The sequence below is a fragment of the Streptomyces sp. NPDC058464 genome, assembly GCF_042721035.1.
Taxonomy (GTDB): Bacteria; Actinomycetota; Actinomycetes; order Streptomycetales; family Streptomycetaceae; genus Streptomyces.
The window spans coordinates 87,784-102,378 of the sequence record NZ_JBHXMA010000013.1 but is presented as its reverse complement, the minus strand read 5'-3'; the positions used below and the strand labels follow the sequence as shown (position 1 = coordinate 102,378).

The 14,595-nt window shown below is 72.4% G+C and carries 12 protein-coding genes; 9 read left to right on the top strand and 3 right to left on the bottom strand.

The annotated features are described in order from the left end of the window. Positions 1 to 5: 5 nt before the first annotated feature. The gene (locus ACFWPQ_RS19150) at positions 6 to 1,076 is read left to right on the top strand and encodes a DMT family transporter (protein ID WP_384035641.1); all 1,071 of its coding nucleotides are present in this window, start codon (positions 6 to 8) and stop codon (positions 1,074 to 1,076) included. Here ACFWPQ_RS19150 and ACFWPQ_RS19145 read toward each other — a convergent pair. Further along, positions 1,046 to 1,834, bottom strand: coding sequence for a TIGR03943 family putative permease subunit (locus ACFWPQ_RS19145; RefSeq protein WP_384035640.1), 789 nt, complete (start codon positions 1,832 to 1,834; stop codon positions 1,046 to 1,048). The two genes, ACFWPQ_RS19150 and ACFWPQ_RS19145, sit on opposite strands and share 31 nt — an antisense overlap. Next, a complete protein-coding gene (locus tag ACFWPQ_RS19140) occupies positions 1,831 to 2,808 on the bottom strand; it encodes a permease (protein WP_384035925.1) in 978 nt (325 codons plus the stop codon). The genes ACFWPQ_RS19145 and ACFWPQ_RS19140 overlap by 4 nt, the downstream gene beginning before the upstream one ends. A 378-nt stretch (positions 2,809 to 3,186) precedes the next feature. Between ACFWPQ_RS19140 and ACFWPQ_RS19135 the strand changes: the two genes are divergently transcribed. From ACFWPQ_RS19135 to ACFWPQ_RS19100, 8 genes are read left to right on the top strand one after another with little or no spacing between them, the layout of a single operon-like run. Further along, entirely contained in the window at positions 3,187 to 3,981 is a 795-nt protein-coding gene (locus ACFWPQ_RS19135; protein WP_384035639.1) for a TIGR03084 family metal-binding protein, read from the top strand. Beyond that, the gene (locus ACFWPQ_RS19130; RefSeq protein ID WP_384035637.1) at positions 3,978 to 5,690 is read left to right on the top strand and encodes an acyclic terpene utilization AtuA family protein; all 1,713 of its coding nucleotides are present in this window, start codon (positions 3,978 to 3,980) and stop codon (positions 5,688 to 5,690) included. The genes ACFWPQ_RS19135 and ACFWPQ_RS19130 overlap by 4 nt, the downstream gene beginning before the upstream one ends. Beyond that, positions 5,687 to 7,285 carry an acyl-CoA carboxylase subunit beta gene (locus ACFWPQ_RS19125; protein ID WP_384035634.1) on the top strand — a complete coding sequence of 533 codons (1,599 nt, stop codon included), beginning with the start codon at positions 5,687 to 5,689 and terminating at the stop codon, positions 7,283 to 7,285. Before ACFWPQ_RS19130 ends, ACFWPQ_RS19125 begins: the two co-directional genes overlap by 4 nt. An 8-nt stretch (positions 7,286 to 7,293) precedes the next feature. Next, on the top strand, positions 7,294 to 9,141 hold the full coding sequence (locus tag ACFWPQ_RS19120; RefSeq protein WP_384035631.1) for an acetyl/propionyl/methylcrotonyl-CoA carboxylase subunit alpha: 1,848 nt from the start codon (positions 7,294 to 7,296) through the stop codon (positions 9,139 to 9,141). A 54-nt stretch (positions 9,142 to 9,195) separates the two neighbouring features. Beyond that, positions 9,196 to 10,362 (top strand): acyl-CoA dehydrogenase family protein, encoded by a 1,167-nt coding sequence (locus ACFWPQ_RS19115; RefSeq protein WP_384035628.1) that lies wholly within the window; start codon positions 9,196 to 9,198, stop codon positions 10,360 to 10,362. A 36-nt stretch (positions 10,363 to 10,398) separates the two neighbouring features. Further along, the gene (locus ACFWPQ_RS19110) at positions 10,399 to 11,994 is read left to right on the top strand and encodes a 4-coumarate--CoA ligase family protein (protein WP_384035627.1); all 1,596 of its coding nucleotides are present in this window, start codon (positions 10,399 to 10,401) and stop codon (positions 11,992 to 11,994) included. Continuing rightward, on the top strand, positions 11,991 to 12,737 hold the full coding sequence (locus tag ACFWPQ_RS19105; RefSeq protein ID WP_384035624.1) for an enoyl-CoA hydratase family protein: 747 nt from the start codon (positions 11,991 to 11,993) through the stop codon (positions 12,735 to 12,737). The genes ACFWPQ_RS19110 and ACFWPQ_RS19105 overlap by 4 nt, the downstream gene beginning before the upstream one ends. Positions 12,738 to 12,745: 8 nt before the next feature. Next, positions 12,746 to 13,366, top strand: coding sequence for a TetR/AcrR family transcriptional regulator (locus tag ACFWPQ_RS19100; RefSeq protein ID WP_384035622.1), 621 nt, complete (start codon positions 12,746 to 12,748; stop codon positions 13,364 to 13,366). Positions 13,367 to 13,488: 122 nt separating this feature from the next. On the opposite strand, the gene ACFWPQ_RS19095 is transcribed toward ACFWPQ_RS19100, so the two are convergent. Beyond that, positions 13,489 to 14,589, bottom strand: a complete 1,101-nt coding sequence (locus ACFWPQ_RS19095) for a citrate synthase 2 (RefSeq protein ID WP_384035620.1) — start codon at positions 14,587 to 14,589, stop codon at positions 13,489 to 13,491. Positions 14,590 to 14,595 lie beyond the last annotated feature (6 nt).

The following is a 14,595-nucleotide window of genomic DNA, read 5'->3' as shown; positions in this document are numbered from 1 at the left end:
CGCCCGTGACCACCCCCAGCACCTCACAGCCGACGCCGACGCCCGCGTCCGCCCCGGTGTCCGCGCCCGCCGCCACCGGCGCACCGGGCCGGCTCGGCTCGCTCGGTCCCGTCGGGCTGGTCCTGGCCGGAGGGATCTCCGTGCAGTTCGGCGGCGCCCTCGCGGTGACCCTGATGCCCAGGGCGGGCGCGCTCGGTGTGGTGACCCTGCGGCTCATCGCGGCCGCCGTCGTCCTGCTCGTCGTCTGCCGGCCCCGGCTGCGCGGCCACTCCCGCACCGACTGGGGCACGGTGATCGTCTTCGGCGTCACCATGGGCGCGATGAACGGCCTGTTCTACGAGGCCGTCGACCGCATCCCGCTGGGTCCCGCCGTCACCCTCGAGGTGCTCGGCCCGCTGGCCCTGTCCGTGCTGGCCTCCCGGCGCGCGATCAACGCGCTGTGGGCGGGACTGGCCCTGGCCGGTGTCTTCCTGCTCGGCGGCGGGGGCTTCGGGGATCTCGACCCCACAGGTGTCGCCCTCGCCCTGGGGGCCGGCGCCATGTGGGCCACCTATATCGTCTTCAGCGCCCGCACGGGCCGCCGCTTCCCGCAGGCCGACGGCCTCGCCCTGGCCATGGCGGTCGCGGCACTGCTGATCCTCCCGCTGGGCATCGCCGAGGCCGGCGGCAGGCTCCTGGACCCGACCACCGTCGCCCTCGGCTCGTCGGTCGCGATTCTCTCCTCGGTCCTGCCCTACACCCTCGAACTCCTCGCGCTGCGCCGCATGCCCGCCCACACCTTCGCGGTTCTGATGAGCCTGGAACCGGCCATCGCCGCCACCGCCGGCTTCCTCGTCCTGGACCAGGCCCTGACGTCCACCCAGGCGGCCGCCATCGCCCTCGTCGTCGCGGCGAGCATCGGGGCGGTCCGTTCCCAGGTGGGACGCGGCCGCCGGCCGGCGGGCGGTGCACAGCCGGACTCGGCGGGCGGGGTCCGGCCGGAACCGGCGGGCGGTGCGCATTCCGACTCGGCGGGCGCTGCCCGGCCGGAGCCGGTGGTCGGCGTTCAGCCGGACGGGAACGGCAGCGCGTCCTGATAGCCGTTCGAGGGCCGCTGGATCTTCTTGATGGTCCGGGCGTCCAGCGCGACCGGCGCGGACTTCGTGCCCAGCTTCCCGCCGGGATGCCAGTTGCCCGTGACGGACACCCACGTGTTGGCGGCCGGGATGCTGTCGCTGTAGATCCGCACCTTCACGGACTGCGCGTCCGCCGCGCAGCAGGAGATGATGATCCGGGTCAGATCCCAGCTCCCGCCCCCCGGGACGGGCGTGACCAGCCCGCTCATCTCCACGGTCCGCGCCCTGATGGCCAGCGTGCGGTCCTGCTGCACCCGGGTGGTGAAGTCCGTGAGCGTGATGGGCAGCGGTGAGGTCTTCGGCAGCGGATCGAAGTCGTCCTGCTCCGCCACGACCTTGGCGGGCTGCCGGGCGGCGGTGTACGCGCCGAGCGCCGGCGGGGCGTAGAAGAGCAGGCTCAGCGCGGGGAGCAGGAGCAGCCAGGCGACCCGGGGGACGGCCGTGTGGTCGTGACCGTGGTGGTGTTCCGGCTCGTCGTGTGGTCCGGCGCCATGTGCGTGGGCGCCATGTGTAGGGCCACCATGCCTGCCGTGTCCCCTCTTGCCCTCCCGCGCGGCCGCCTCCACGACGCCCAGCACCAGCAGCACGAACCCGGACGCGATCAGCAGCGGCCGCATCCCGGGCTTCACGTAGCGCAGGCACAGGTCCGTGAAGAGGGAGGCGTGCAGCAGGCCGAGGCCGCTGAGCACCAGCAGGGTCACCTGGAGCGGACGTCTCACAGCAGCACCCCTCCGACCAGCACACTGCACAGGACCGCGACGACCGTCGTGGCGGTCGAGAAGCGGGCCGCGAAGGCCCGGCCGAACGTGCCCGCCTGCAACGCGATCAGTTTGAGGTCCACCATGGGGCCGACCACCATGAACGCCAGCCGGGCGGTGGGCGAGAAACCCGTGAGCGACGACGCCACGAACGCGTCCGCCTCCGAGCACACCGCGAGGATGACCGCCAGCGCGGCCAGGAACAGCACCGACAGCCAGGGCGAACCGGAGAAGGTGTCGAGCACCGACCGCGGTACGGCCACGTTGAAGGTGGCCGCGGCCATCGCGCCGACCACCAGGAAACCGCCGGCCTGGAGGAAGTCGTGCTGGAAGCCGCGCCGGAACTCCGTCCAGCGGTTGTGCCCCGGCTGGTGCCCGGTGTGCCGGACGGCGGGCCGCAGCCACTCCTCCCGCCCCAGCCAGAGCCAGAGCCAGCCCATCACGGCGGCGGTGACCAGCGAGGCGAGCAGCCGGGCCAGCACCATGAGGGGGGTGCCGGGGAAGGCGATGGCGGTGGCGGTCAGCACCACCGGGTTGATGGCGGGCGCGGACAGCAGGAACGCGAAGGCGGCGGCCGGGGTGACCCCGCGTCCGATCAGGCTGTTCGCCACCGGCACCGACGCGCACTCGCACCCCGGCAGCACGACCCCGGCCACTCCGGCGACCGGCACGGCGAGCGCGGGCCGCTTCGGCAGCAGCCGGGTGAACACCCGTTCCGGCACGAACGCGTTGATCGCCCCGGACAGCGCCGTGCCGAGCAGCAGGAACGGGGTCGCCTGCACGATCACGGCGAGACACACCGTCTGCCAGGCCTGCAGCGCGGCCTTGCTGACGCCCTGGCCCACGAGGAAGAGAGCGGTACCGGGCACGACGGCGGCGGCCACGAGGAGGAGTGGCCAGAAGCGGGGCGGATCGCGCGGGGGCGGGTCCGCGATACCCGCGTCACCCGAGTCCGCCGGGTGGTCGCCTGTCCCGACTGCCGGAGGTGCCACGACGGCGGTCGTCTGCGCCTCCACGGCGAGTTCATCTGTCCTCCGCACGCCCCGCACGCCTCACACATCACTCCATCGCCGGATGTTCGCATCGAACATAGGGCATGCCGGTGCCCCTGCCCCGACGGGTTGTGCCAAGGCTTGCCCCAGGGTGACTCCAGATGTCGCCAAGGAGGACCGCCCCGGGGCGGTGGCGGGCCCGTGCTCCGGGGGGTGGCGGGCCCGTGCTCCGGGCCGTGGCTGCGCGCTCCGGGCCATGGCTGAGCCAAATTCATGCAAGCGTGCTTGATTGTTTCCGGCCTCGCTGCCATGCTCCTGCCCATGTCCGATCCGACGCCCGTCATCGACGACCTGCGTGAGGAGAGCGCGGAACTCGACCGGCTGGTAGCCGAGTTGAGGCCCGAGCAGTGGGCTCTCGCCACGCCCGCGCCCCGCTGGACCGTCGCCCACCAGATCGCCCACCTCGCCTGGACCGACCACTCCTCGCTGCTGGCCGTGACCGATCGGGACGCCTTCTCCCGTGAGGTCGAGAAGGCGCTGACCCAGCCCGGGGACTTCGTGGACAACGGGGCGGAGGAAGGCGCCGCGAAGCCCTCCGCTCAGTTGCTGGCGGACTGGCGGGCCGGGCGCGAGGCCCTGGCGGCGGCGCTGGGCGAGGCGCCCGAGCGGGCGCGTTTCCCCTGGTACGGCCCCCCTATGTCGGTCGCCTCCATGGCCACCGCCCGGCTGATGGAGACCTGGGCGCACGGCCTGGACATCGCGGACGCGCTCGGGGTGACCCGTACCCCCACCGACCGGCTCCGGCACATCGCCCGGCTCGGCGTCCGCACCCGCGACTTCGCCTTCGGCGTGCACGGACTGCCCGTGCCGTTCGAGGAGTTCCGCGTCGAACTGACCGCCCCGTCCGGCGACCTGTGGGCATACGGCCCCGAGGACGCCGACGACCGGGTCACCGGCCCCGCCCTCGACTTCTGCCTCCTGGTCACCCAGCGCGCCCACCGCGCCGACCTCGCCCTCGAAGCCGTCGGCCCGGACGCCGACCGCTGGCTGGACGTCGCCCAGGCCTTCGCGGGCCCGCCAGGACCCGGCCGCACCCCGAAGGGCGGCACCCCGTGACCCTGCGCATAGGCAACGCCTCCGGCTTCTACGGCGACCGCTTCGACGCCCTGCGCGAGATGCTCACCGGCGGCGAACTCGACGTCCTCACCGGCGACTACCTCGCCGAGCTGACCATGCTCATCCTCGGCCGCGACCGCCTCAAGGACCCCACCGCCGGCTACGCCCGCACCTTCCTGCGCCAGCTGGAGGACTGCCTGGGCCTGGCCCACGAGCGGGGCGTGCGGATCGTCACCAACGCCGGCGGCCTCAACCCGGCCGGACTCGCCGATGCCGTACGGCAGCTGGCCGACCGGCTCGGGATACCTGTGCGCGTCGCACATGTGGAGGGCGACGACCTGACCGCCGCCCACCCCGGCAGCCTCGCCGCCCATGCCTACCTCGGCGGCTTCGGGATCGCCGAGTGCCTGCGGGCCGGCGCCGACATCGTGGTCACCGGCCGGGTCACCGACGCGGCCCTGGTCACCGGGCCCGCCGCCGCCCACTTCGGCTGGCGGCCGGGGGAGTACGACCGGCTCGCGGGCGCCGTCGTCGCCGGGCACGTCCTGGAGTGCGGGACCCAGGCCACCGGCGGCAACTACGCGTTCTTCGCCGAAGCGCGAGCCCATGCGGGAGCCGAAGCGGGGACAGGCCGCGACCTGCGCCGTCCCGGCTTCCCGCTCGCCGAGCTCCACGCGGACGGCAGCTGCGTCATCACCAAGCACCCCGGCACCGGCGGCTTCGTCGACGTCGGCACGGTCACCGCGCAGCTGCTGTACGAGACCGGCGGCGCCCGGTACGCGGGCCCCGACGTCACCGCCCGCCTCGACAGCATTCAGCTGAGCCAGGACGGCCCGGACCGGGTGCGGATCGAGGGTGTACGGGGCGAGGCCCCGCCCCCCACCCTCAAGGTCGGCCGCAACCGGCTGGGCGGCTTCCGCAACGAGGTCGTCTTCGTGCTCACCGGGCTCGACATCGAGGCGAAGGCCGCGCTGGTACAGGACCAGATGGCCGACGCGCTCGCCAAGTCCCCGCCGTCCGGGGTCCGCTGGGAGCTGGTCCGCACCGACCACCCCGACGCGGACACCGAGGAGACCGCCAGCGCGCTGCTCCGGCTCGTCGTACGGGACCGGGACCAGGACACCGTCGGCCGGGCGCTGAGCGCGGCCGCCGTGGAACTCGCCCTCGCCAGCTACCCCGGCTTCCATGTGCTCGCCCCACCCGGGAAGGGCGCACCCTATGGGGTCTTCGAGGATGTGTACGTCCCCCAGGGCGAGGTGCCCCATGTGGCCGTCCTCCATGACGGGCGACGGATCCCCGTGCTGCCGGCCCAGGACACCCTCGTCCTCCAGGACCCGCCCGAGCCACCGCTGCCCGAGCCGTACCCGGCCGGCGGCCCCACCCGGCGGGCGCCCCTCGGGCTCGTCGCCGGGGCCCGCAGCGGCGACAAGGGCGGCAACGCCAACGTCGGCGTCTGGGCGCGCTCGGACGAGGCCTGGCGTTGGCTCGCGCACACCCTGACCGTCGACACCTTCCGCCGGCTCCTGCCCGAGACCCGCGAGCTGAGGGTCACCCGGCACCCGCTCCCGAACCTCCGCGCCCTCAACTTCACCGTCGAGGGCGTGCTCGGCGAGGGGGTGGCCGCCCAGCACCGTTTCGACCCCCAGGCCAAGGCCCTCGGCGAATGGCTCCGCTCCCGCCACCTGGACATCCCGGAGGCCCTGCTGTGACGGTCATCGAGACCACCCTCGACACCCACCACCCCGACCACCGGTCGAACCGCGACGCCATGCTCGCCAAGCTCGCCGACCTGGAGGCCGAGCACGCCAAGGCCCTCGCGGGCGGCGGCCCGAAGTACGTCGAACGGCACCGCAAGCGCGGCAAGCTGCTCGCCCGCGAGCGCATCGAACTCCTCCTCGACCCCGACACGCCCTTCCTGGAGCTGTCCCCGCTGGCCGCCTGGGGCAGCGACTACGCCGTCGGCGCCTCGCTGGTCACCGGCATCGGGATGGTCGAGGGCGTGGAGTGCCTGATCACCGCCAACGACCCGACCGTGCGCGGCGGCGCCAGCAACCCCTGGTCGCTGAAGAAGGCCCTGCGCGCCAACGACATCGCCCTCGCCAACCGGCTGCCCTGCATCAGCCTTGTCGAGTCCGGCGGCGCCGACCTGCCCTCCCAGAAGGAGATCTTCATCCCGGGCGGCGCCATCTTCCGCGACCTCACCCGCCTCTCGGCCGCCGGTATCCCCACCGTCGCCGTCGTCTTCGGCAACTCCACCGCCGGCGGCGCCTACATCCCCGGCATGTCCGACCACGTGATCATGGTCAAGGAGCGCGCCAAGGTCTTCCTCGGCGGGCCGCCGCTGGTGAAGATGGCGACCGGCGAGGAGAGCGACGACGAGTCGCTGGGCGGCGCGGAGATGCACGCGCGCGTGTCGGGCCTCGCCGACTACTTCGCCGTCGACGAACCGGACGCGCTCCGGCAGGCACGGCGCGTGGTGGCCCGCCTCAACCACCGCAAGGCCCACCCCGACCCCGGCCCCGCCGAACCGCCGAAGTACGACCCCGAGGAGTTGCTGGGCATCGTCCCCGGCGACCTCAAGATCCCCTTCGACCCGCGTGAGGTGATCGCCCGCCTGGTCGACGCCTCCGACTTCGACGAGTTCAAGCCGCTGTACGGGACCAGCCTCGCCACCGGCTGGGCGAGCCTGCACGGCTACCCGGTCGGCATCCTCGCCAACGCCCAAGGCGTCCTGTTCTCCGCGGAGTCCCAGAAGGCCGCCCAGTTCATCCAGTTGGCCAACCAGCGCGACATCCCCCTCCTCTTCCTCCACAACACCACCGGCTACATGGTCGGCAAGGAGTACGAGCAGGGCGGCATCATCAAACACGGCGCGATGATGATCAACGCGGTCAGCAACAGCCGCGTCCCGCACCTCTCCGTCCTCATGGGCGCCTCCTACGGCGCCGGGCACTACGGCATGTGCGGACGCGCCTACGACCCCCGCTTCCTGTTCGCCTGGCCCAGCGCCAAGTCGGCCGTCATGGGCCCGCAGCAGCTCGCCGGCGTCCTCTCGATCGTCGCCCGCCAGTCGGCCGCCGCGAAGGGCCAGCCGTACGACGACGAAGGCGACGCGGCCCTGCGCGCCATGGTCGAGCAGCAGATCGAGTCCGAGTCGCTGCCCAAGTTCCTGTCCGGGCGGCTGTACGACGACGGCGTCATCGACCCGCGCGACACCCGCACCGTCCTCGGCCTGTGCCTGTCCGCCATCCACACCGCCCCCTACGAAGGCGCGCGCGGCGGCTTCGGCGTCTTCCGGATGTGAGGGACCACGTGATCACGACCCTGCTCGTCGCCAACCGCGGCGAGATCGCCTGCCGGATCTTCCGCACCTGCGCCGAACTCGGCATCCGCACCGTCGCCGTGCACTCGGACGCCGACGAGAACGCACTCCACACGCGCGTGGCCGACACCGCCGTACGCCTGCCCGGCTCGACACCCGCCGACACCTACCTGCGTGCCGACCTGGTGGTGAAGGCCGCCGTGAGCGCCGGCGCGGACGCCGTGCACCCCGGGTACGGCTTCCTCTCCGAGAACGCCGACTTCGCCCGGGCCGTCCTCGACGCCGGCCTGGTCTGGATCGGGCCGCCCCCCGAGGCCATCGAGGCGATGGCGTCCAAGACCCGCGCCAAGGAGCTGATGGGCATCGCCCCCCTGGGCGAGGTGACCGAGTCCGACCTGCCGGTACTGGTCAAGGCGGCCGCCGGCGGCGGCGGGCGCGGCATGCGCATCGTGCGCCGCCTCGACGAACTGGGCGCCGCACTGGAGGGCGCACGCGCCGAAGCCACCAGCGCCTTCGGCGACGGCGAGGTCTTCGTCGAGCCCTACCTCGAACGCGGCCGCCACGTCGAGGTGCAGATCCTCGCCGACACCCACGGCACGGTCTGGCCCCTCGGCACCCGAGACTGCTCACTCCAGCGCAGACACCAGAAGGTCGTCGAGGAGGCACCGGCACCCGGCCTCCCCGAGGGGCTGGTGAAGGAGCTGCACGCACTGGCCGTACGCGCCGCCCGCTCCGTCGCCTACGTCGGCGCGGGCACCGTCGAGTTCCTCGTCGCCGACGGCAGGGCGCACTTCCTGGAGATGAACACCCGCCTCCAGGTGGAACACCCCGTCACCGAGGCCGTCTTCGACCTCGACCTGGTCGCCGAACAGATCCGCGTCGCCGAGGGCCACGCCCTCCCCCTCGACACCCCACGCGCGCGTGGCCACGCGATCGAGGCCCGCCTCTACGCCGAGGACCCCGCCCGCGACTGGACCCCGCAGACCGGCACCCTGCACCGCCTCGCCGTACCGGACAGCGTCCGCCTGGACACCGGCTACACCGACGGCGACGAGATCGGCGTCCACTACGACGCGATGCTCGCGAAAGTGGTCGCCCACGCCCCGACCCGCGCCGAGGCCCTCCGCAAACTGGCCCACGCGCTCGAAGCCACCACCCTGCACGGCCCCACCACCAACCGCGACCTCCTCATCCGCTCCCTGCGCCACGAGGAGTTCGCGACGGCCCGCATGGACACGGGTTTCTACGACCGTCACCTCACCGAACTGACGGCGTCGGCCCCTGACCCGCACGCCCCCCTCGCGGCCGCCCTGGCCGACGCCCACGGCCGCTCCCGCTTCGGCGGCTGGCGCAACCTGCCCTCCCAGCCCCAGACCAAGCGCTACCTGATGGCCGGCGAGGAACACGAGGCCCACTACCGGCACACCCGCGAGGGCCTCACGGCGGACGGCGTACGCGTCGTGCACGCCGGCGCGCGTCTGGTCGTACTCGACATCGACGGCGTACACCGCAAGTTCGAGGTGTCGAGCTACGGCGACCAGGTCCACGTCAACAACACGACCCTCACCGCCCTGCACCGCTTCCCCGATGCCAAGGCTCAGCTGGCACCGGGTTCGCTGCTGGCACCGATGCCGGGGACGGTCGTACGGATCGCCGAGGGGCTGGAAGCAGGGGCCGCCGTAGAGGCCGGCCAGCCCCTGCTCTGGCTGGAGGCGATGAAGATGCAGCACGTCATCTCCGCTCCGACGACGGGAACGCTTGAGGCCCTCCACGTGACCGAGGGCCAGCAGGTAGAGCCCGGCTCTCTACTGGCAGTAGTGCAAGCGCCCCTTCTTTAGGGGCGCGGGGAACTGCGCGAGAAACCACGACGATCCCGCACCCGAAGGAGCACCGTGCCCCCCCAGATCGAAACCGACGAACACAAGGCACTGCGCGAAGCGGTGGCGACCCTCGGCAAGAAATACGGACGCAGCTACATGACCTCGGTGATCGCCGCCGGAGGCCACCCCACCGAACTCTGGAACGAGGCCGGAAAACTCGGCTACCTCGGCGTCAACCTCCCGGAGGAGCACGGCGGCGGAGGCGGCGGCATCACCGAACTCTCCATCGTCCTGGAGGAACTGGGTGCCGCGGGCTCCCCGCTCCTCATGCTCGTCGTCTCACCCGCGATCTGCGGCACGGTGATCGCCCGCTTCGGTACCGAAGCCCAGAAGAACCGGTGGCTGCCCGCGCTGGCGGACGGCTCCCGCCTCATGGCGTTCGGCATCACCGAACCCGACGCCGGCTCCAACTCCCACCGCATCACCACCACCGCCCGCCGCGACCCGGCGAGCGGCGACTGGCTGCTCACCGGCCGCAAAGTATTCATCTCCGGCGTCGACATGGCCGACGCCGTCCTGATCGTCGGCCGTACCGAGGACGCCCGTACCGGCAGCCTCAAGCCCTGCCTGTTCATCGTCCCGACGGACGCCGAGGGCTTCCAGAAGCGCCCCATCGACATGGAACTGAACGCCGCCGAGAAGCAGTTCGAGCTGACCCTCGACGACGTACGGCTGCCCGCCGACGCACTCGTCGGCGACGAGGACGCGGGCCTCCTGCAACTGTTCGCCGGCCTCAACCCGGAGCGCATCATGACGGCCGCGTTCGCGATCGGCATGGGCCGCTACGCGCTCTCCAAAGCGATCGAGTACGCGCGCGACCGCACCGTCTGGAAGGCCCCCATCGGCGCCCACCAGGCCATCGCGCACCCCCTCGCCCAGGCGCACATCGACCTCGAACTCGCCCGCCTGATGATGCAGAAGGCGGCCCACCTGTACGACGCCGGCGACGACATCGGCGCAGGCGAGGCCGCCAACATGGCGAAGTACGCGGCGGGCGAGGCGTGCGTGAAGGCGGTCGACCAGGCCGTGCACACCCTCGGCGGCAACGGACTCACGCGGGAATTCGGGCTCGCCTCGTTGATAACGGCCGCGCGCGTGGCTCGTATTGCTCCGGTGAGCAGGGAGATGATTCTCAACTACGTCTCCCACCAGACCCTCGGCCTGCCGAAGTCGTACTGAGGCCGTACTGAGGCCCAAGGCCGCCTTGGAGGAACCGTGTTCCGCAGCGAGTACGCAGACGTTCCGCCCGTAGAACTCCCCATCCACGAGGCCGTGCTGGGCCGGGCCGCCGAGTTCGGCGACACGCCCGCCCTGGTCGACGGCAACGACGGCACCACCCTCACGTACGCACAGCTGGACCGGTTCCACCGACGGCTCGCGGCCGCGTTCGCCGACGCCGGTGTCCGCAAGGGCGACGTGCTCGCCCTGCACAGCCCGAACACGGTCGCCTTCCCGACCGCGTTCTACGCGGCCACGCGCGCGGGCGCCTCCGTCACCACCGTGCACCCGCTCGCCACCCCCGAGGAGTTCGCCAAACAGCTCAAGGACTCCGCCGCCCGCTGGATCGTCACCGTCTCGCCGCTCCTGGAGACGGCCCGCCGGGCCGCCGAACTCGCGGGCGGCATAGCGGAGATATTCGTCTGCGACAGCGCACCCGGACACCGCTCACTGCTCGACATGCTGGCCAGTGAAGCCCCCGAGCCGCAGGTAGACATCGACCCCGCCGAGGACGTCGCCGCGCTGCCGTACTCCTCCGGCACCACCGGCGTCCCCAAGGGCGTCATGCTCACCCACCGGCAGATCGCCACCAACCTCGCGCAGCTGGAGATCCCCGTCCCGTCCGGCCCCGGCGACCGCATCCTCGCCGTGCTGCCGTTCTTCCACATCTACGGCCTCACCGCGCTCATGAACGCGCCGCTGCGCAACGGCGCCACCGTGGTCGTCCTGCCCCGCTTCGAGCTGGAGACCTTCCTCGCGGCGATCCAGAACCACCGCATCACCGGCCTGTGGGTCGCCCCGCCGATCGTCCTCGCCCTCGCCAAGCACCCGCTGGTCGAGCAGTACGACCTGTCGTCCCTGAAGTACGTCATGAGCGCCGCCGCACCCCTGGACGCCAAACTCGCCACGGCCTGCGGCGACCGCCTCGGCATGCCGCCCGTCGCACAGGGCTACGGCATGACCGAACTCTCCCCCGGCACCCACATCGTCCCCCTCGACGCCCTGCGCCAGTCGCCGCCCGGCACCGTCGGCAAGCTCATCGCCGGCACCGAGATGCGGATCGTGTCCCTGGACGACCCGCACAAGGACCTCGCCGTCGGCGAGCCCGGCGAGATCGTCATCCGCGGCCCCCAGGTCATGAAGGGCTACCTCGGCCGGCCCGACGCCACCGCCGAGATGATCGACACCGACGGCTGGCTGCACACCGGGGACGTCGGCCATGTCGACGCCGACGGCTGGCTGTACGTCGTCGACCGGGTCAAGGAACTCATCAAGTACAAGGGCTTCCAGGTGGCACCCGCCGAACTGGAGGCCCTCCTGCTCACCCACCCGGGCATCGCCGACGCCGCCGTCGTCGGCGCCTACAACGACGACGGCAACGAGATCCCGCACGCCTTCGTCGTCCGCCAGCCCACCGCCGACGGCCTCACCGAGAACGAGACCATGCTGTACGTCGCCGAACGCGTCGCGCCCTACAAGCGCGTCCGCAAGGTCACCTTCATCACCGGCGTGCCCCGCGCGGCCTCCGGGAAGATACTCCGCCGCGAACTGCGCGCCCTCGCCAAGACCGCGGAACCCGAGGAGCGCCCATGACGTCGATCGCACCGTCGGTCGGACAGACACACACGCGTGCCGTCACCACCCTCAGCCTCGACGCCACCGCCACCCGCAACGCCCTGTCCGCCGCCCTCGTCGCCGAGCTCGCCGAGGCCCTCACCGACTGTGCCAAGGACCCCGACGTCCGCGCCGTCGTCCTCACCCACACCGGCAACACCTTCTGCGCCGGCGCCGACCTGCGCGACCCGCCCGACCCCGACGCCCTCGTCGGCCTCCTCCGCCAACTGGTCGAACTGCCCAAGCCGGTCGTCGCCCGCATCACCGGCCACGTCCGCGCGGGCGGCCTCGGCCTCCTCGCCGCCTGCGACATCGCGGCGGCCTCCACCGAGTCCACCTTCGCCTTCACGGAGGTACGGATCGGCGTCGCCCCCGCGGTGATCTCCCTCCCCCTCCTCCCGCGCGCCGACCCCCGCACCCTCGCCCGCTACTACCTCACCGGCGAACGCTTCGACCCCGCCGAGGCCGTCCGCCTGGGCCTCCTCACCACCACCGCCGACGACGTCGACACCGCCCTGGCCCCCGTCCTCGACGGCCTCCGCCGCTCCGCCCCCCAGGCCCTGGCCGAGACGAAACAGCTGCTCACGGCTAGGGTGCTGGAGACATTCGACCGGGACGCGGCCCACCTCACCGCACTCTCGGCCCGGCTGTTCTCCTCCGACCAGGCCCGCGAGGGGATGACGGCCTTCCTCGAACGACGGGACGCGGCGTGGGTGGTGTGAACACGGGTGTGAGTGCGAGTGCCGGCACGGGTGTGGGCACGTCGGAACGCGCGCCGAAACAGGACCGCAGCCGCGCCACCCGGCAGCGACTCCTGGAGGCCGCCGTGGCCTGCCTCGCCGAGCGCGGCTGGGCAGGCTCCACCGTGGCCGTCGTCGCCGAACGCGCCGGTGTCTCCCGGGGCGCCGCCCAACACCACTTCCCGACCCGCGAGGACCTCTTCACGGCCGCCGTCGAGTACGTCGCCGAGGAACGCTCCACCGCCCTCCGCGCCCTGTTCCCGCAGGGCGCGGCCGCCGACGACCGCCGAGCAGTCGTCTCGGCCCTCGTCGACCTCTACACCGGCCCCCTCTTCCGCGCCGCACTCCACCTCTGGGTCGCCGCCTCCAGCGAGGACCAGCTCCGCCCCCGGGTCACCGAACTGGAAGCCCGCGTAGGCCGCGAGACCCACCGCATCGCCGTCGACCTCCTGGCCGCGGACGAGTCCCGCCCGGGCGCCCGGGAGACGGTCCAGGGCCTGTTGGACATGGCCCGAGGCCTGGGCCTGGCCAACCTCCTCACGGACGACCGGGCGCGGCGGGAGCGCGTGGTGGCGCAGTGGGCGGCACTGCTGGACGAGGTGCTGGACTGAAAAGCAGGGCCCGAAGGGCCCGCTTTTCAGGGGCGCGGGGCTGTATTTGATTTGCGGCTCCGCCGCGTGGGCGCGACCAGCCACGGCGCACCCGCACCCGCCCATGCACCCCTGCGACCCCTTCAGTGGGCGATATCCGCAAACCCCTCGATGTCCTGCGGCCTCCGCACCCCCGGCCCCACATACTCCGCCGACGGCCGCACCAACCGCCCCGTCCGCTTCTGCTCGAGAATGTGCGCCGACCACCCCGCCGTCCGCGCACACGTGAACATCGACGTGAACATGTGCGCCGGCACCTCCGCGAAGTCCAGCATGATCGCCGCCCAGAACTCCACATTGGTGGCGAGCACACGATCCGGCCGCCGATTGTGGAGCTCCTCCAGCGCCGCCTTCTCCAGCGCCTCAGCGATCTCGAACCGCGGCGCCCCCAGCTCCCGCGCCGTCCGCCGCAGCACCCGCGCCCGCGGGTCCTCCGCCCGGTACACCCGGTGCCCGAACCCCATCAGCCGCTCACCCCGGTCCAGCGCCCGCTTGACGTACCCCACCGCGTCCCCGGTCCGCTCGATCTCCTCGATCATCCCGAGCACCCGCGACGGCGCACCCCCGTGCAGCGGCCCCGACATGGCCCCCACCGCACCCGACAGCGCCGCGGCGACATCGGCACCGGTCGAGGCGATGACCCGCGCGGTGAACGTGGAAGCGTTCATCCCATGCTCAGCGGCCGAGGTCCAGTAGGCGTCCACAGCCGCCACATGCTTCGGATCCGGCTCGCCCCGCCACCGGATCATGAACCGCTCGACCACCGAGTGCGCCTTGTCGATCTCCCGCTGCGGCACCATCGCGTGCCCCTGCCCACGCGCGGACTGGGCGACGTACGACAGCGCCATGACCGCGGCCCGCGCCAGATCCTCCCGGGCCTGGTCCGCATCGATGTCCAGGAGCGGCTTCAGCCCCCACACCGGCGCCAGCATCGCGAGCGCCGACTGCACGTCCACCCGGATGTCACCCGAATGGACGGGGATCGGAAACGGCTCGGCCGGCGGCAGTCCCGGATTGAACGCCCCGTCGACGAGCAGCCCCCACACGTTCCCGAACGACACGTGCCCGACCAGATCCTCGATGTCGACGCCCCGGTACCGCAGGGCGCCTCCCTCCTTGTCCGGTTCGGCGATCTCCGTCTCGAACGCGACGACTCCTTCGAGCCCAGGTACGAAGTCGGACATGGGGCG